Annotated in this window: 12 protein-coding genes; 4 read left to right on the forward strand and 8 right to left on the reverse strand. The window is 41.9% G+C overall.

Annotation, left to right across the window (positions count from 1 at the left end):
* The first annotated feature begins 164 nt into the window (after positions 1 to 164).
* The 3 genes from MTO98_RS20485 (at position 165) to MTO98_RS20495 (ending at position 4,382) form a co-directional block, all read left to right on the forward strand.
* Positions 165 to 905, forward strand: a complete 741-nt coding sequence (locus MTO98_RS20485) for a DUF4290 domain-containing protein (protein WP_243480852.1) — start codon at positions 165 to 167, stop codon at positions 903 to 905.
* Positions 906 to 1,282: 377 nt separating this feature from the next.
* On the forward strand, positions 1,283 to 2,590 hold the full coding sequence (gene murA / locus MTO98_RS20490; RefSeq protein WP_243480853.1) for a UDP-N-acetylglucosamine 1-carboxyvinyltransferase: 1,308 nt from the start codon (positions 1,283 to 1,285) through the stop codon (positions 2,588 to 2,590).
* Positions 2,591 to 2,819: 229 nt separating this feature from the next.
* Positions 2,820 to 4,382 (forward strand): glycosyltransferase family 39 protein, encoded by a 1,563-nt coding sequence (locus MTO98_RS20495; RefSeq protein ID WP_243480854.1) that lies wholly within the window; start codon positions 2,820 to 2,822, stop codon positions 4,380 to 4,382.
* Between the two features lie 113 nt (positions 4,383 to 4,495).
* Here the strand turns inward: MTO98_RS20495 and MTO98_RS20500 are convergent, their stop codons facing one another.
* Positions 4,496 to 5,857, reverse strand: a complete 1,362-nt coding sequence (locus MTO98_RS20500) for a pyridoxal-phosphate dependent enzyme (RefSeq protein ID WP_243480855.1) — start codon at positions 5,855 to 5,857, stop codon at positions 4,496 to 4,498.
* Between the two features lie 170 nt (positions 5,858 to 6,027).
* Between MTO98_RS20500 and MTO98_RS20505 the strand changes: the two genes are divergently transcribed.
* On the forward strand, positions 6,028 to 11,901 hold the full coding sequence (locus MTO98_RS20505) for a carboxypeptidase-like regulatory domain-containing protein (protein WP_243480856.1): 5,874 nt from the start codon (positions 6,028 to 6,030) through the stop codon (positions 11,899 to 11,901).
* Positions 11,902 to 11,991: 90 nt separating this feature from the next.
* Here MTO98_RS20505 and MTO98_RS20510 read toward each other — a convergent pair whose 3' ends face one another.
* The 7 genes from MTO98_RS20510 to MTO98_RS20540 all read right to left on the reverse strand — a co-directional run bounded on the left by MTO98_RS20510 (position 11,992) and on the right by MTO98_RS20540 (position 19,671).
* Positions 11,992 to 12,846, reverse strand: a complete 855-nt coding sequence (locus tag MTO98_RS20510; protein WP_208645635.1) for an AMP nucleosidase — start codon at positions 12,844 to 12,846, stop codon at positions 11,992 to 11,994.
* A gap of 90 nt (positions 12,847 to 12,936) precedes the next feature.
* Complete coding sequence (gene clpX, locus MTO98_RS20515) at positions 12,937 to 14,175, reverse strand: ATP-dependent Clp protease ATP-binding subunit ClpX (RefSeq protein ID WP_243480857.1); 1,239 nt, start codon at positions 14,173 to 14,175, stop codon at positions 12,937 to 12,939.
* A 134-nt stretch (positions 14,176 to 14,309) separates the two neighbouring features.
* Entirely contained in the window at positions 14,310 to 15,038 is a 729-nt protein-coding gene (locus MTO98_RS20520; protein WP_090524532.1) for an ATP-dependent Clp protease proteolytic subunit, read from the reverse strand.
* A gap of 404 nt (positions 15,039 to 15,442) precedes the next feature.
* On the reverse strand, positions 15,443 to 16,801 hold the full coding sequence (gene tig, locus MTO98_RS20525; protein WP_243480858.1) for a trigger factor: 1,359 nt from the start codon (positions 16,799 to 16,801) through the stop codon (positions 15,443 to 15,445).
* Between the two features lie 347 nt (positions 16,802 to 17,148).
* Positions 17,149 to 18,132, reverse strand: a complete 984-nt coding sequence (locus MTO98_RS20530) for a cytochrome C (RefSeq protein WP_243480859.1) — start codon at positions 18,130 to 18,132, stop codon at positions 17,149 to 17,151.
* A gap of 91 nt (positions 18,133 to 18,223) precedes the next feature.
* A complete protein-coding gene (locus tag MTO98_RS20535) occupies positions 18,224 to 18,946 on the reverse strand; it encodes a head GIN domain-containing protein (RefSeq protein WP_243480860.1) in 723 nt (240 codons plus the stop codon).
* Between the two features lie 116 nt (positions 18,947 to 19,062).
* Positions 19,063 to 19,671 (reverse strand): GIN domain-containing protein, encoded by a 609-nt coding sequence (locus MTO98_RS20540; RefSeq protein ID WP_243480861.1) that lies wholly within the window; start codon positions 19,669 to 19,671, stop codon positions 19,063 to 19,065.
* Positions 19,672 to 19,905 lie beyond the last annotated feature (234 nt).

Here is a 19,905-nt window from a genome sequence, read left to right on the forward strand (position 1 = left end):
ACAAATAATTGCAACAATTAACCAACGTAATTTGCATATTATAAGTATTAGTTTATATTTGCATTACTTCAATACAAGTAACAATTCAATTTTAGCCTCTTTTGCCCTTCCAATCAGGGAAATTTGCCTGGCTAACTTTCAAACTTTCATAAAAAACTATTAACATGGCTAAAGAAAACACGCCTGCAAATTTTGATTATAACTCAACCAGGAATAAACTCATCCTGTCTGAATATGGCCGTAACGTACAAAATATGGTTAAATATATTGTAGCGCTGCCAACTAAAGAAGAACGTAACCGCTACGCACAGGTAGTTATTGACCTTATGGGCTTCCTTAACCCCCACCTGCGCGATGTGGCCGATTTTAAACACAAACTTTGGGACCACCTGCACATCATATCCGATTACCAGATTGATGTTGATTCGCCATATCCAAAGCCATTGCCTGAAGCCGCGCATATTAAGCCCGCGCCATTAAACTACCCTCATCAGCGTATCAAATACAAGCACTATGGTAAAACCATTGAGCTAATGATTGAAAAGGCCAAGGCTATAGAAGAGCCAGAACGCAAGCGTCACATGATACAAGCTATAGCCAATTTCATGAAAATGGCTTACGTGCAGTGGAATAAAGATTCGGTAAGTGACGAAAGTATCCTGTCCGACCTGTATGCTTTATCAGGCGGTACGCTGAAACTGGAAGAGAACATTAACCTTAACCGGGTTGATTTCCGTCCTAATAATTTCCAGCAAAACAATACCAATAACAACAATCGCGGCCGTAACAACAACCAAAACAACCAAAACCGTGGCGGTGGTAGCGGCGGCCGACAAAATAACAATCAAAACCGCAACAACAACCAAAACCGCAACCGTAACAACGGCGGCGCGAAGAAATATTAACCCAGGCACTCCCACAGTACCCGGCAATAAGAAAGCGTCATTGCGAGGTACGAAGCAATCCCCAATTAGCAGGTCCGCCCTGTGTAGTTCGCGATTGCTTCGCTCCGAGCAATGGCGTTTTTGTATTTTCGTCCCATCAGGGTCTCTCGCAGAGGACTCTGATGTATACGCCATACATATTAGCAGATCAGCCCTGTATAATTCGCGATTTCTTCATGCCTCGCGATGACCTTTTTGCATTAATGATAAATCCCCTCTGCCTTTTATTTTATCTGCATTAATTTTCTAATCTTTGCCCTATATAAATTATTTGACAAAACCGATCATAGCTTTTACAGTTTATCATTGGTGATCTTATCAATTATCCGAAACTCCGCATGACTAACGCATTTGTAATAAACGGCGGCAAACCGCTAAAAGGTGAAATAACCCCGCAGGGTGCAAAAAACGAAGCTTTACAGGTTATATCTGCTGTATTGCTTACCGACGAGAAGGTAACTATCAGCAATATCCCCGACATTAAGGATGTAAACAAGCTGATTGAGCTGCTTGGCGATATGGGTGTTATTGTTGAACGCATCAACGAGCATACCTATACTTTTGAAGCTAAAGATATTAACCAAGACTTTTTCTTATCCGAAACCTTCAAATCAAAAGGTGGCGGTTTACGTGGTTCTATCATGATAGTTGGCCCCTTGCTTGCCCGCTTTGGCAAGGCGTCTATCCCTAAACCGGGTGGCGACAAAATCGGTCGTCGCAGGTTGGATACCCACTTCCTGGGTTTTGAGAAGCTTGGTGCTCAATTTAACTATAATCCCGAAAACGGTTTCTTTAATGTAGATGCTTCTAATTTACAGGGTACTTATATCCTGCTGGATGAGGCTTCGGTAACCGGAACAGCCAACGTAGTAATGGCTGCGGTATTGGCCAAAGGCACTACCACCATTTACAATGCAGCCTGCGAACCTTACCTGCAGCAGCTTTGCAAAATGCTGAGCCGTATGGGTGCTAAGATCAGCGGTATTGGCTCAAACCTGTTGACTATTGAGGGCGTTGAAAAACTGGGCGGTACCGAGCACCGTTTACTGCCCGATATGATTGAGATCGGTTCGTTTATTGGTCTGGCTGCCATGACCGGTTCTGAGATCACCATTAAAGATGTTCAGTACAAAGAACTGGGCATGATCCCCGATGTTTTCAAGCGTTTAGGCATTAAATTAGAACTTCGGGGCGATGATATCTTTATCCCCGCACAGGAACACTACGAAATAGAAACTTTCATTGATGGCAGCATCATGACCATTGCCGATGCACCATGGCCGGGCTTCACGCCGGACTTATTAAGTATTGTATTGGTTGTTGCTATCCAGGCTAAAGGTTCGGTACTGATCCATCAAAAGATGTTTGAGAGCCGTTTATTCTTCGTAGATAAACTGCTGGATATGGGTGCCCAGATCATCCTTTGCGACCCGCACCGTGCCACCGTAATTGGCCTGGACAACCAGGTTAAACTGCGTGGTATCTCTATGACCTCGCCGGATATCCGTGCCGGGGTTTCATTGTTGATCGCAGCACTTTCGGCACAAGGCCAATCAACCATTTACAATATTGAACAAATTGAACGCGGCTATCAGCATATCGATACCAGGCTAAAAGCTTTGGGTGCTGATATAACAAGAATATAAGTTTAGGTTAAAGGCGAAAGGTTAAAGGTTAAAGGTAGCTGCACTTAGCACAACCTTTAACCTTTTTCTATTTTAGAACTTTTCATATAAAATAGGCTATTTAAGCCCGGAATACTGAAATAGTTGTACATACAGGGACCATTGATCTTTCCTTTTTAAAAACCTTTCGCCTTTAACCTTTTACCTTTCACCTCAAAAATACTACCTTTAAAAAACCATTATATAAACAATGCCTTACAAAAACCGGAAATCTACCTACGTTTATTTTGTACTGATATTTGTATTTATTAAAGTTGTTCTTAACCTTTTCGCTATATCAAATTTTGGTTTCCACCGCGATGAGTTCCTGCACCTTGTACTGGCCGATCATCTGGACTGGGGATATAAGGAAGTCCCTCCTTTTATAGCCATACTGGCTAAAATTTCCATTACCTGTTTTGGCAACTCGGTTTTTGCTGCAAGGTTATTTCCTACACTGTTTGGCGGTCTCATTGTTTTGCTTACCGGACTAATCGTTATTGAATTTGGCGGAAAAAGGTTCGCCATAACCCTTGCTTGTTTATCACTCATCTTTGCACCCGCCTTTGTAGCAAGCCAATACCTTTTCCAGCCCGTAGTGTTCGATCAGTTTTGGTGGGTGCTAACGGTTTGGCTGCTGATAAAATACCTCAACACTACCGACGTAAGGTACCTGTACTGGCTTGGCGCGGCAGTTGGCCTTGGTATACTTACCAAATATACCATGTTGTTTTTTACCGTTTCGCTGCTTGCAGGCATCCTCATCAGTAAACAGCGCAAATTGCTATTTAACAGGCACATTCTTGGTGCCGCCGTAATAACGGTAGTTATTGTACTCCCCAACCTCATTTGGCAAATAAGGCATCATATGCCGGTTTTTACCCATATGAAAACCCTTCAACAGGAGCAGCTTGATTATATCACGCCCACCAACTTTATAAAGCAGCAATTACTGATTAATGGTGTAGCGTTATTTGTTTGGCTTAATGGGCTGGCATTCCTGATATTTTCGTTCAGGTTGCGTAATTTCCAGTTTCTGGCATTAGCTTATGCACTCATCTTCTTTTTTTTACTGATGATGGATGGCAAAAGCTATTACATATTTGGGGCCTACCCCATGTTGTTTGCAGCAGGGGCGTTTGGTTTTGAGCGTTTATTAAAAACAAATGGCTATGTTTTACGTACAGCCTTGATCATATTATTTACACTGCCCAATGCTTTGTTACTGCCCATTTTATTGCCCGTTTTACCAATGAACCAAACGCTTGCGTTTTTTCGCTTTGCAGATAAATATCTGCCGCCCGTTCGTTTTTCGATGATTTGGGAAGATGGCAAAAAACATGCAACCACACAAGATTATGCCGATATGCTGGGATGGGACGACATGGCCGCACTGGTTGATAAAGCCTACAAGAGCCTCAGCCCTGAAGATCAAAAACAAACTATTGTTTATGCCGACAATTACGGTGAAGCAGGTGCCCTGCACCACTATGGCAAGCGATACGGCTATCCAGACGTAATTTCGCTAAACAGCAGCTTTACCCTTTGGGCACCCGACAGCCTCAAATGCAAATACATGATCTACGTAGATGAAGATGGCGGCAAAAACATTAAAGAATTTGTGGAAGGAAAAATGATTGGCAGCTTTACCAAAGTAGGTGAAGTAACCAATCCTCTTGCCCGCGAAAAAGGGACGGCTGTGTTTATTATTACACCAAATTATCGGTTAAATCAGCGATATAGTCCTGAATTGGCGAAGAAGAGATTGGAGTAATGTTGAGGTGAAGGGCGAAAGGTAAAAGGCGAAAGGTTTTAAAAGAAAAAGGTTAAAGGACACCGCAAATTGCAGCTACCTTTAACCTTTTGCCATTAACCTTTTACCTCAAATCAGGCTGAAATAGCGTTTATAATATCATATTGGGTAATGATCTCAATTTTGCCATTCCCATCTTCAACCAGTACGGCTATATTATCTTTATTGATCATGGCCGAGATCCTGTCGATTGAAGTGTTCAGATCAACAAACGGGAACGGTGCGGTAGTGATGTTTTTGATTGGCTGCGATTTGATGGACGGATTTTCGATCAGCGAATCGAGAATATCGCTTTCGGTGATCTTCCCTATCACCATTCCTTTTTGTGTAACCGGGATCTGCGAGATATTGAGCGATTTAATTGTATTGATAGCTTCCAGCACGCTCTTTTCACAATCAATGGTAACAATTTCCTGCACGTCCTTTTTGCTTATGATATCGCGGGCAGTTAGTTTTCCGTCTTTCAGAAAACCACGATCGCGCAGCCAGTCGTCGTTATACATTTTACCGAGGTAGCGGGTACCGTGGTCGGGGAAAATTATAACAACCACATCGCCTTCTTTAAACTTATCCTTCATCTGCAGTAAACCTGCCACGGCCGAGCCGGTTGAGTTACCAGAGAAGATCCCTTCTTTGCGCGCAATTTCGCGGGTCATGAGGGCAGCATCTTTATCGGTTACCTTTTCAAAGTGATCTATCAGGTTAAAATCAACATTTTGCGGCAGAAAATCTTCACCAATACCTTCGGTGATGTATGGATAGATCTCGTTTTTATCAAAAACACCTGTCTCCTTATATTTTTTAAATACCGAACCATAGGTATCAATACCCAATACCTGGATTGCCGAATTCTTTTCTTTCAGGTAGCGGGCAATACCTGATATTGTACCACCAGTACCTACGCCTGCAATCAGGTGTGTCACTTTACCTTCGGTTTGCTCCCAAATCTCCGGACCTGTTGATTCATAATGCGCCTGCGAATTACTCAGGTTATCATACTGATTAGGCTTCCACGAATTAGGCACTTCTCGCTCCAGGCGCGATGATACCGAATAGTATGATCGTGGATCTTCCGGCTCTACATTGGTAGGGCAAACAATTACCTCTGCACCAAAAGCACGCAAGGCGTCAAACTTTTCTTTTGATTGTTTATCGGTACTGGTAAAAATACATTTATACCCTTTTATGACCGCAGCAATGGCCAGGCCCATACCGGTATTGCCCGATGTACCTTCAATAATGGTTCCTCCGGGTTTAAGCTTGCCGCTTTTTTCGGCATCCTCAATCATTTTAAGGGCCATACGGTCCTTAATGGAGTTACCCGGATTGGTTGTCTCTATTTTAGCCAAAACGGTAGCAGGGATGTCTTTTGCTATTTTATTCAGTTTTACCAGCGGCGTATTGCCAATGGTATCAAGTATGTTGTTGTACCACATAATTCAAATCTCTACTAACCCGGTATATATAGCAGGGTTACGCCTCAAAAATAAGTTTCTTAAATGATATTTCTTTTATGGAATAGTAAATAGATATGCATCTTATAAACTGACAAGCATAAATGTAATAAATTTAAACCAGTGGTAATTACCACAAAACATACCTAAACATGCGGACAATACTAAAAAGATCGTTAATATATTTCAGCTTTTTAAGTCTCTGTATCACTGCTGCATTTGCGCAAAAGCCGCTAACACCAAGCAGGCAAAGCAGTTATTATACTTACATATATAAAATAACGGCCGACGATGTGTTTAAATTTTATCGCTACCCGCGTAAAAATCCCGACGAGCAAATATTACGCAACCCCATTGACTCATTCAAAACAAGTGATCAATGGAACAACACCCTCTCTCCCGGTAACTATTTGAAAGTAGTTGCCAAAAAGAATTTACTGAGCTACTCCCTTATCGAAAACCGCTCGGCTAATTTAAAGCTGCTGGCTAATAACTATGACCTCCGCTTTATTTTGGTTGATCAGGCAGGTAAAGCTATTAACAATGCTTTGGTACAATTTAATGATCATACTGTTACTTATGATTCAAAAGCAGGTTTGTATATAGCCAATCCTTCAAAAAGGGATACCATACTGAAAGTTGATTATGCAGGCGTAACCAATTATTATGCTATAAAAAAGCAGCAGCGCTCATATTATTATCATTACAATCCTTATCGCCACATGAGCTTTTTTAAGGCTACATGGAAACGGTTTAAAAACCTGTTTAAGGGACACGGTCAATATTACAGCCGGCAACCCGCAAATAATTACGAAGGCTTTATAGTGTTTAACAAGGCCATTTATAAACCGCATGATACGGTGAAATTCAAGGCCTTCATCTTAAATAAAAAATCAAAACGGCCCGTAAACGCAGCTCAGCTTTTAGTGCGGCTCAAAGAACGGTATGATGAGGATGGTAAGATCATCGGCAAAGTAAATAGTTACCGTGATGGAGCTTATGAATATAGTTTTGCGCTTACAGATAGCCTTGATCTTTCGCTTGATGAAGATTACACCATATCGCTCGAAGACCCATCAAGCGAAAAATACAAATTGGATGATTATGAGGGCAATGACGATCAGGGCTTTTTAGCCAAGCGAAAGGTTTTACTGACCGGCCAGTTTAAATACGAGGAGTACGAGCTTAAATCAATAACCTTCAGCACCAGGGTTGACAAGGAAGAACACGGGCCCGGAAACCCGGCTACATTATATTTAAAAGCTGTCGACGAAAATAACCTGCCTGTTACGGACGGACGGGTTACTGTTACCCTCAACACACGGGGCACCGGCACGCACCGGCAAAATTACATCTTTGTGCCCGACCAGCTTTGGACACATCAGCTACAGCTTGACCCCATTGGGGAAACCAAGCTAATTATTCCCGATTCTATTTTTCCGAAAGCTGATGTCAGTTACCAGATCAACTCCGAGTTCCTGAACAGTAATAATGAGCAGCAATCGGCCGATAACAGTATGCAATACCGGTACAGTCGGTTTAGTGTTATTGCCAAATTAAACGGTGATACATTGATCAGTAACGCCTTTGATAATGGCAAGCCCATACAAACAATGGCTACCATCAGCAGTCTGAACGCGAAGTATGATACCTTATCCAGGGTTAGGGTAATGCTCCCGTCTAAAACTATTATTAATCCTTACGCCGATAGCTACAATATTGAAGCGGACAGCGCCTATTCCGATCTGGACTTGAAAGATAGCAACGCAGACATCTCGCTATCAGGCTATCGCACAGCCGACTCGGTGTTTGTAAAGGTTGAAAATCCGCGGCACCTGCATTTCTGGTACTCGGTATTTGGCGGCAATAAATTAATTGATGCCGGGCAGGCCGATAACCTTTTTTATACACGTGCTTACAATGATCAAAACCTCGTAAACTTCCAGGTGCATTATATTTGGGCTGGCGAAAGCAAAACCGAGGCTACCGATATCATGTACCGCGATAAGCTGTTAACCATCAACGTTCGTCAGCCGGTATCCGTTTATCCCGGGCAGCAGGCCAAAACCGACATAGTAGTTACCGACGCCAAAGGCCAGCCCGTAGCCAATGCAGATTTAACGGCCTGGTCAATGACGAGTAAGTTTACCGACTATAAGACACCTTACATACCTTACCTTGGCAAAGGCTTTGTTTATCGCAAGCAAAAACCAGGTTTTAATACTGGCAGCGTAAACAGCAATGGCTCATTACAGCTTAACTGGAAACGCTGGAGCAAGGAAATGGGGCTCGACAGTATTGCCTACTACCAGTTTACCCATCCCAACAAAATTTACCGGGCTGAAGAAGATGCCAAAGATTCGCTAACCCAGGTAGCGCCTTTTTTGGTTAAAAACGGCGATGTACTGCCTGTGCATATCCTTTATATTGATGACCGGCCGGTTTACTTCGACCAAACGCAGCAGCTTAAACGCTACAGCTTCGCGGTATCGCCTGGCAAACATATGTTCAGGTTCAGGACCAGCCATCAAAATATTTGGGTGGATAGCGTAGATGTACAAAAATCGAAAAAGCTGATCTTCAGCATTAATGCCGACAATGCACATTCAACAAAGGTTTTGGACACTTTGAGCACCTACGAATGCGATTTCATTAACCGTTACCTGATCACCGTTATCAATAATTTTGGCTGGAAGATGGCACTGCTCACCCAAAACGAAAGGCTATTTATGGTCAACCCCAATCCCGACTATGGCTATCGGAACAATAATGTACTTGTAGGCCCACTTGCCGAAAACTTTGCCAATTTAGATGTACAGGGCAGCGGCTCGCGATATTTTGTTACTGAGCCTGGTTACTCGTTTCTGTTCGAGCCCGGCCTTATCAAGCAAAAAAGTATTGCTACTACTTATCCATTCAACCCTATACTGTCGTCATATCTCGGCCCTGCCGATGATTATACCCAACAGGTACTCACCCAGCCCGAGGCCGAAAGTATCTGGCAGCAATATCTTGATCTGCGCAGCAACACGCAGCAACTGTTTATAAACCTCAATATCACGGGCGAAACGGGTAAACTAAACATAAACATCGATCAGCCTAAAGACAAAAAATTGCTGATCAAAAATGTGATCGTTTATAAATATGATGACCCGGACTTTATAATGATCTATCCCGGCAATACCACTTACATTAACAGCCTGAACGCCGGCAGGTACAGGATTCTATTTTTGCTTAAAGGTGATAGCTATGATATTAAAGAAAACGTAACAATAAAAACAGGTGGCACTAATTTTTACAACTTTACGGTATTGCCCACCCATGGCAAAGACTCAATAGGAACCCGGATCAGCAACATTATCAACAACCGGACAGGCAGTTATAATCATGGGGACCGGGAAATAGAAAACGATGCCCTCAAAATAAAAGAAGCGTTTAATGATAAATACCTTGATACCGGCAATTTTGGTGACATGATGAGCGGTATAGTTATCGCCAGCGATGATAAATTAGCTGCACCCGGTGTAACCGTAAGGGTAAGAGGTGCATCAACAGGAACAGTCACGGATGCAGTCGGGCGCTTCAAATTAAAGGTACCTAAAACCGGTAAGCTCATTATAAGCTTTATAGGCTACGAAACGCAGGAAGTAAGCATCCAACCCGGTGCAACTGTTAAGATTGTCTTAAAATCAAGCTCAAAATCATTGCAGGAGGTAGTGGTTGTTGGGTATGGCGTGCAACGAAAAGCAGATATTACAGGATCTATAGCAACCGTATCTTCCTTAGAGAGCAGGGTTGCCGGTTTGAGCATAGGCGACGGTAGTCCCGGGGCCAATATCATGATCAGGGGCGTTGGTTCATCACCAACGGCCCAGCCGCTGATTGTAGTGGATGGTGAGATCGTGGATAAACTATCTGATATCAATAAAGATGACATTGCAGAAATTAGTGTATTGAAAGACGCCGCCGCCACCGCGATATATGGTTCCCGTGGTGCAAATGGTGTAATCGTGATCAGAAGCAAGGCTAAACCTGGTTTGGCCGGAGGCCAAAGGGCCGACAGCACACAAACCGGCAACTCGCAAACCATGCGTAAAAACTTTTCTGATTATGCGTATTGGCAACCCAAGCTGACTACTGACGAGCATGGCAAAGCCAGCTTCATGGTTACTTACCCAGATGATATCACCAACTGGCGAACATTTATCATCGGCATCAACGGCAACAGGCAAACTGGTTTTACCCAAAGCAGCATCAAATCGTTTAAACCGTTAAGTGCCAACTTTATCGCGCCCCAATTTGCCGTCGCCGGCGATGAAATGAACCTAATAGGTAAGGTGATGAACTATAATAGTACACCTGCAAAGCTTACCCGTATTTTTAAATACAACGGCCAAACGTTGAAACAGGATGAACTGGAGGTTAAAAACTCTAAAATAGATACACTTGCCATAACTGCTACCTCTGCCGACAGCCTCAGTTTTGAATATACCATTAAACGGGACAATGGCTATTTTGATGGCGAGCAACGCAAGATCCCGGTAATGCCGCAGGGTGTTAAAGAAACCAAAGGTTTTTTTGAGGCACTCGACCGCGACACCATGGTGAACATGAAATTTGATCCGGCATTAGGCCCTGTCACTTTCCGGGCCGAGGCTTCTGTATTGCCCACGTTGACTGAAGAAACCCGCAAGTTACTGGAATACAAGTATCTATGTAATGAGCAGCTGGCCTCAAAACTAAAGGGCTTGCTCATGGAACGGCATCTTAAAAAGTTTTTGGGCGAGGATTTTAAGTACGGGAAAAATATCCAGGACGTAATTAAAAAGCTAAAAGAGAACCGTAAAAGCAATGGTACCTGGGGCTGGTGGAAAGATAGCAACGAGGAACTCTGGATAAGCCTGCATGTAGTAGAAGCGCTTGTAGATGCCCAAAAAGAGGGCTACACCATTGATTTGGACAAACAAAAACTAACCGACTATCTAATCTTTCAGTTGGAAAGCTACAAACGCAGGGACAAAATACTTTGCCTTCAGTTACTTCATAAACTGTGGGCTAAAGTTGACTATCAAAAGTATATAACAAGCATTGAAAAAGAGCAGACCAAGGATCAAAAAAACTTCGACTATAAATTATCAGGTTATGACAAATTAAGAATGATGTTATTACGGCAGGAATCGGCGCTACCCATAAAAATGGATAGCTTGCTCAATACAAGCAAACACACCATGTTTGGTAACATATATTGGGGCGAAGATGGCTATCGCTTTTTTGATAATTCGGTACAGTTAAGCGTATTGGCCTACCGCATTATCAAAAACGATGGCAGGCATCCAGAATTACTGACCAAAATACGCGGCTACTTCCTTGAACAACGCCGCCTTGGTGATTGGCGTAACACTTATGAATCAGCCCTGATCCTGGAAACTATCCTTCCTGATCTGCTGATTGAAAACAAGCAGGTTAAACCATCGCAAATCACGCTTACAGGCACCGATACAAAAACTATCAGTAAGTTCCCCTATTCGGCAACGTTAAGCGATAAAACGATCAGTATCAGCAAAACCGGCAGTCTGCCTGTATACGTTACCGGTTACCAGCAGTTCTGGAACAGCAAGCCCGAAAAAGTAAGTAAAGATTTTACGGTAAACACCTGGTTTGAGCGCAAGGAGAAAGCAATAACCACCCTAAAGGGCGGCGAGCCGGTATTATTAAAAGCAGAGGTAACAGCCCGCGGCGACGCTGATTTTGTGATGATAGAGATCCCTATACCTGCCGGATGCTCGTACGAAAGCAAGGAACAGCAATGGGATAACAACGAGGTACACCGCGAATATTTTAAGGAGAAGGTAAGTATATTTTGCCGCAGTCTTAAACAGGGCAAATATACATTCACCGTAAACCTCATCCCCCGTTACAACGGTAAATACACCCTAAATCCGGCCAAAGCCGAAATGATGTATTTCCCGGTATTTTACGGCAGAGAGGGGATGAAGCGGATTGTCATTGGTTCATTGGTTCATTAGTTCATTGGTATGCCTGGCTCATTGGTATTTGGTTCATTTGTTTAGCGCTTGCTAAGACAAATGAACTAATGAACCAGTGAACTGATGAACTTAAAACTTTAAATGCTTAACCGTTAACCCGTTATTGATCAACTGCTTTAACGATTCGATACCAATATGCAGGTGTGTTTCAACAAATTGCTCGGTTACTGATGAATCACTTTCGGCGGTTTTAACACCTTCGGGGATCATCGGCTGATCTGATACCAGCAGCAGCGCACCTGTAGGGATCTTATTGGCAAAGCCTGTTGTAAATATAGTTGCTGTTTCCATATCAACGGCCATGGCACGCAGGTCTTTAAGGTATTTCTTAAAGTTTTTATCATGCTCCCAAACGCGGCGGTTGGTGGTGTAACAGGTACCAGTCCAGTAATCGCGTGAGTAATCACGAATGGTGGTCGAAATAGCTTTTTGCAGCGCAAATGATGGCAATGCAGGTACTTCGGGTGGTAAATAATCGTTTGATGTCCCTTCGCCCCTAATGGCAGCTATCGGCAATATCAGGTCGCCAACGTTGTTCTTCTTTTTCAGGCCGCCGCATTTACCCAAAAATATTACCGCTTTTGGATGAATTGCAGTAAGCAAGTCCATTACAGTGGCTGCAACCGAACTGCCCATACCGAAGTTAATAATAGTAATACCATTGGCTGTAACGCTTTGCATTGGCTTTTCGAGCCCCATGATAGGCGCGTTATCATTCCACTGCGAAAACAGCTGGATGTACTTTGAAAAATTGGTAAGGATAATGTACTCACCAAATGCTTCAAGCGGCCGGCCGGTGTAACGCGGTAGCCAGTTGGCTACAATAGCTTCTTTTGTTTTGAGGCCCGATTTAATTGGGGTGTGTACCTCTTTTACTTTTTGGATGTTGTCTCCATCCTTTTTTACATCTAATTCTTCGTTCATATGATTTGTTTTTATACAGCAAACCCCGGTGTAATAACCAGGGCCGCTTTATTTTTTAATAAATATAAGTGTTTACTTATATACTGTGCATTAAGCTACTTTTAACTTTTTCAGATCAGATTTTTCAAACTTCTCGCGTGCATAATCCAATGTTACGTTTAAACGCTTTACATCTTTTTTTGACGGAAACTCAAACATAGCATCAATCATGATAGCCTCACATATTGAGCGTAAGCCCCTTGCTCCCAGTTTAAATTCCATTGCTTTATCAACAATAAACTCCAATACCTCGTCTTCAAAATCAAGCTTAACGCCTTCATATTCAAACAGCTTTTTGTATTGTTTCAATAATGAGTTTTTAGGCTCTGTAAGGATATTGTGCAGCGCTTCCCTATCAAGCGGATTGAGGTAGGTAAGCACCGGCAAACGGCCTATCAATTCGGGAATCAATCCGAACGACTTCAAATCCTGCGGTGTGATATATTTATAAAAATTCTTGGTATCAATATCACCCTCGTCATGCTTAAATTTGTAACCAACGGTTTGGGTACGCAAACGGTTCGCAATTTTCCGTTCAATTCCGTCAAAGGCACCTCCGCAAATAAACAAGATATTGCTGGTATTCACCGTTATCATTTTCTGATCCGGATGTTTACGGCCGCCTTGTGGTGGTACGTTAACCATGGTACCTTCTAATATCTTTAACAGCGCCTGTTGTACACCTTCGCCAGATACATCACGGGTTATTGAAGCGTTGTCACTTTTACGCGCTATCTTATCAACCTCATCAATGTAAACTATACCTTTTTCGGCAAGGGTTACATCATAATCGGCAGATTGCAATAAACGGGTAAGGATACTTTCAACGTCCTCCCCTACATAACCGGCTTCGGTTAGTACAGTGGCATCGCAAATACAAAAAGGAACATTTAATACTTTGGCAAGCGTTTTTGCAAGCAGGGTTTTACCCGTACCCGTTTCACCAACCATGATGATGTTTGATTTTTCAATCTCAACCTCATCTTTATCAATACGCTGGTTTAAGCGTTTGTAATGATTATATACAGCTACTGAAAGTATCTTTTTGGCATCGTCCTGACCTATAACATATTGGTCAAGATGCGTTTTCATTTCTGATGGCTTAAGTAAGGCCGGCGCCAATGGCGATGACTTCACTTTACGCACCTTCAACTCCTCAGCCAATATTTCATTGGCCTGGTTCACACATTTATCGCAAATATGTGCGTCAAGTCCTGCTATTAACATCAGGGAATCCTGTTTACCGGCACCGCAAAATGAACACCTGATCTCCTTGCTGTTTTTATTCATCTGATTCGTCTTCTTACTCAAAGTTAAATAATTAGTGGCAGAAAACAAAGTTAGTAACCATAAGTACTAAGTCTCAAGCCTAAAGTCATTTTTTTTGACTTCAAACTTAAGACTTAGAACTCAGGACTAAAAAATTATTTTCCTTTGTTACCTCTTAAAATTTCGTCAACCATACCAAATTCTTTGGCTTCTTCTGCAATCATCCAGTAATCACGGTCAGATGCATCCCAAACTTTTTGGTAAGGTGCACCGCTATGATCAGCAATGATCTGGTACAGCTCTTTTTTCAATTTGGTGATCTCCTGATAAGTGATCTCGATATCCGATTGCTGGCCCTGAGCACCGCCCGATGGCTGGTGGATCATAACCCTTGCATGCGGAAGTGCTGCCCTTTTACCTTCTGTACCTGCTACCAATAGTACTGCAGCCATTGAAGCGGCCATGCCTGTACAGATAGTAGCCACATCATTTGATATGAATTGCATAGTATCATAGATACCTAAACCTGCATAAACTGAACCACCTGGTGAATTGATATAGATCTGGATATCGCGTTTAGCATCAGCCGACTGCAAGAAAAGCAATTGAGCCTGGATAATGTTTGCAATATTATCATAAATAGCATCGCCAAGGAAAATGATACGGTCCATCATTAAACGTGAAAACACGTCCATGGCCTGTACATTAAGCTGGCGCTCCTCAAGAATGTATGGTGTCATGCCAGTTGGTACGGTAGTGATACCGCCTGTTGGCATGTTACCTCTTTCAACACCTGCGATATATTTGTCTACATAAAGGCTGTTAATACGGTGATGCTTAACAGCATATTTTCTGAATTCGTTTTTATCGATATTACTGCTCATGGTTTTTGTTTGTTGTTCGTTAGGAAATGCGGGCGTCTTACCCGCGATAAATATAGTTTTTAGTTCAATAGTTTTTTTGCAAGATAGTTTTTATTACGTAATTTTTTGATGAGGCCTAAGTGACGAAACCGGATTTTTTTTGCCAAAAACTAACAGTAGAGCTTACCGGAAAATGTTGGCAACAACACCAACATCGGGCGCCACATCCGCATAAACAAATCCTAAAACTATGTCATTGCGAGCGCAGCGTGGCAATCGCATACTATACAGAGCGGCCCTGTATAGCATGCGATTGCTTCGTCGTTCCTCCTCGCAATGACATCATAGTATGTATAAAACACCAAAAGCAACCTTGTGAGTTGCTTTTGGTGAATATGCTAATCTCCTGTCGGAGATAAAACTGCTTACTGTGCGGCGGTAACCAATGCACTGAAATCAGTGTAAAGGATGTCCTGCTTATCTAAAGTGATCACATTTTTGATATAGTCAAATACCTTTAACGCTTTTACCTCTTCAAATATTTTGTTAGCGTTGTCTTTGTTTTGCAGGTACTGAACAGTGTACTGGCCTAACTGATCTTCAGGGATCGGGGTTGGGCTGTACATTCTGAACTGCTGATCTAAACGGATCTTAGCCAATTCAAACACATCTTCATATTTAATTTCGATAGTGTTATCAGTAATGATCTTGTTTTCGATCAAAGTCCATTTCAAGTTTTGAGCAAAATCATTGTAACCACCTTCTAATTCCTCATCGCTCAGTTTCTCGTTGGTTGCTTTTAACCAGCGTTTCAGAAACTCATCAGGAAGTGCAAAATCAACTTTAGCGATAGCCAATTTGTACGTATCATCCTGCAATTTGCGATCAGAATCCTGTACCATCATGCTTTCAAGCTCTTCAGTAATTTTAGTCCTGAATTCTTCTTCAGTAGTTACTGTACCTTCACCAAATAATTTGTCAAAGAACTCCTGGTTAAGATCGCTTTCTTCTAAACGGTTAACGTTTTTAACAGTTAACTGAAAATCACCTCTTAAATCAGCTGCGTCATCTTCTTCAATCTTCAATAAACCGGCAATTTTAGCTGCGTCGTTATCAAAAGCTTTACGGATATCAAACTTAACAACATCGTCTTTTTTCAAACCGATCAATGAAGCTTTGATAGCCTCATCTTTGATCTGATCTAAACGTACAGACGCCGTGTTGCTAATCCCACCCTCAAAAACACTACCATCGGCCGAAAGTTGAACCAAATCGCTGTAAAGAACGTCATCATCTGCCGATACGTCAGGATTTGTCATTTTGCCATAGCTGCGACGGATATTTTTGATCCTTGAAGCCAATGTTTCATCATCAATTTTAATAACGTATTGCGTTAATTTATCAGCTGATGAAAAATCGATGCTGAACTCAGGAGCCAGGCCTAATTCATATTTAAACTCAAAGTTATCGGCAAAATCCCAGTTATATTCTTTGTTGTCGTCGATAGCAGGTAAAGGCTGACCTAATACGGCCAGTTTTTGCTCGTCGATGTAGTTATTTAAAGTATCTTGTAACAGGTTGTTGATCTCGTCAACAAGGATGCTTTTACCGTACATTTTTTTGATGTGCGCGGCAGGCACCATGCCCGGGCGAAAACCAGGAAGCTTTGCTTTTTTAGCATTTTCCTTTATAGCTTTTTCAACACGAGGCTGGTAATCTTCAGGGTTGATGTTAATTTTAACAACTGCGTTCAGGTCATTAATTTTTTCCTGTGTAATATTCATCTTTTACCGGGTATTTAATTTAATCCTTTGAAATATAGCCTAAAACCTAATCCGTGCTATACAAAATTCGAGGCGCAAAAGTATAAATTTATTTTTAATTAGCACTTGATTTTATATTGTTTTAAAGGAAAATGAAGCAGCTTTTAAACGGGCTAACCGGCAGCACAGCATAATATATAGCGAATAAATTTATTTGAACCTGTGTTTGTGTTAACCCGACTTCTACCAAATCTTTACAATTGATTGAACTCAAGTGCGCTTGCATATAATTTCTGATAAATTTTCAAATTCAATAAATTGGGGCTCAGACAATAATATGGGCAGTGCGTTAAGCTAACCTCACATCTTTAGTTGCCCTTTTTCTCAAACTTTACCACCCGGTTAGTAATGGGTTTTATCGTTTTCAAATAAGTGTAAATAGCTTCCAGGTCAGATACCTTCATGCTGCCATATCTCCACCATGGCATAATGGTTTGAAATTCACCCGGTTTTACCGGCGTTGGCTGCATTTTACCATCAGCATATTGTGTAAACCGACCTACAAACTGCTCCTTTGTCCAGTTGCCTATGCCGGTTTCTTTATCAGGCGTAATATTAGCCGAAAACACTTTGCTTCCTCCCGGCACAATATAGCCCTGGCCTCCGGCAAAAGCCATAGCCTCATTAAGCTGCCCTTTGTTTGATTGCGTATGGCATTCTTTACAAGCCGCAGCATTTAATAAATAGGCCCCGTATTTAACGGTATCAGCCAGACTTGGAATACTGCCTAACGCTGCCTTTTGCGGCATGGTATGCACTATAATATTAAGCGGAAAATCAAGCTTGTGACCAGGATAGTTTTTACCAACCGGTTTTAATGTACGCATATAAGCGATGATGGAGTAAAGGTCTTCCCTATCCATTTTTGCGTAGTATGGCCACGGCATTATCGGAAAAATTGCCGAACCGTCTTTTTTAACGCCGGTGGTCATGGCCCTGAATATTTCACCATCGGTCCAACTACTTAAATTTAAAGGGGTAATATTGGGCGAATAAACCGTACCAGGGAAACCGGCCGAGGCATCAAACTTTTCGCCTCCGGCACCTGAAACAGTCGAATCGGAAGGGCCTGCAAATTTATCCCAGCTTCTGGTTGAATGACAATCCAGGCAAACGGTTACATTATTGGCCAGGTACTTACCACGGGCAATACGCTGCGGCGTGGCGTCAACTTTAATTGCCTCAGGCTGGCCCACATTAGGGAGTGCCAGCGTTATGTATGATATGCCGGCAATTGCGATCAGGACAAGCACTATAACTGCATAGGCTATCCATTTTAAAAACTTTTTCATTTTTAATTAGTGATAAATAGGTGGTTAACAAATAAAAAGCCGGAAATCTATTTAAAACCCCGGCTCTTAATGTTTCTTAAAAAATGATCGATCAGTCAACTTTTTTTATAGATGAAGCTCCCGATTTATCGTTATTTACGGTAGATGGAGAACCTTTATATTGAATTTCGGATGCGCCGCTGGTATGTACGTTAAGGGTTTTTAACACGTTGATCTTACAATGGCCAATGCCTGATGTTTCAATATCATAATCGCCAACTACAAAATCAAAGGCTTCTATTTTACCGGCTCCGCTCAAATCAACTTTGTGCGATGCCGCCTGGCCTGTAAGATGAACTTCTGTAGCCCCGCTGCCATCGGTTGAAACGTTGGCCGCATTAAGGTCGAGGGTTATTTTGGTAGCTCCGGAAAGATCAAGGTTAAAATCCTTGGCGTTTATTTTACCGTCCGAATTAACCTCAACTGCTCCGGCTGCTTTTATCTCGTTAAGATTTTTCACGCCGATATTGATCACCATATCGCCGGGATCACAGAAGTTCTTTTTTGATTTGATATGCAATATGCCGCCTTCAACCGAAGTAGAAATATATTTGATCAGGTTGTCATCGGCTTTAATGTCAATAGTTAATGAACTATCTTGTTTCAGGTGCACTTTAAACGCCCCGGAAATATCTATTTTTTTAAAGTCTTCGGCCTGGCGTTTCTCAGTGGTTTGGTTGCCGGATCCGTGTACGCACCTGTAGTTACATGATGATAATATCCCTGTAGTAATTAATGCGCCTGCTATAGTAAAGGTAAAAAGGTATTTTTTCATAGTTCGGTTGTTAGGACGCCGACTGGCGGTTTAGTGTTACATCAAAATTAAAAAAAGCTACCACATTTTAGGTGATAGCTTCTGAATATATGATAGACTTTTGCAAAAGTAAGATATTAAAGACCTGCAAATTCGTTTTCAACTGTGTATTTGGCAGGTGCGTTGGTTACTTTGTCGGTAAAGTTTGCTGCTGCAAAAGCGTTGTTGTTTACAAATGATTCGCGGGTGTGGTTTAGGGTATAAACATCGGCAGTGCCTGTAAGCTCTGCTTTGGCTTTGTCAAGAACGTTAACTGTAGCTGCGTAGGCTTCAACGTTCAACTTGGCTGAAGCATTGTTATGAAGGTTAACGCTTAGATCAAGAGCGGCAAGTTTTCCGAATGATTTAACTTCGGCATTGTCATAAGCATCAATGGCTTTAAGATCATTTGCAGTTACCCAAACTACCAGTTTTTCGTTTTTGTATGAGGTGATACGTAAAGTACCGTTGTTGTTTTGTACAAGTGCGCTTTCTGAGTAGTATTTGTTGTAAACTTTAACTTTGTCATTTTTGCCTGCTGAAACATATACTTCAACATTACCGCGAACTTCGATCTTACTGATCTTGTTTACGTTGTTTAAAACTACGGCTGCGCCGTTGTCAATTTTGGTTGCTGCATTAGCTGCGGTTGATACTCCAAGTGCTAAAACTAAAGAGGTTGCGATTGTTAATATTGTAGTTTTCATGATGATTAATATTTTGATTGTCAATTATTTGTGTTTCTATTTCATTAAATACACAGATAAGACGCCCCCATTTTTAAAACGTTACAGCGGTTTCGGGCAAATTAGATGTACACCCGATTTTTATCGGTAAACAGCGGAATTACATCGGTGAAAAGCGAAAGAATTTTTGATTCTAAATGTGCAGATTTCAGTTGTGCAGATGAAAATAAAAGGAACTGCGGGATACAACGCACA

The organism is Mucilaginibacter sp. SMC90, assembly GCF_022811725.1.
Taxonomy (GTDB): domain Bacteria; phylum Bacteroidota; class Bacteroidia; order Sphingobacteriales; family Sphingobacteriaceae; genus Mucilaginibacter.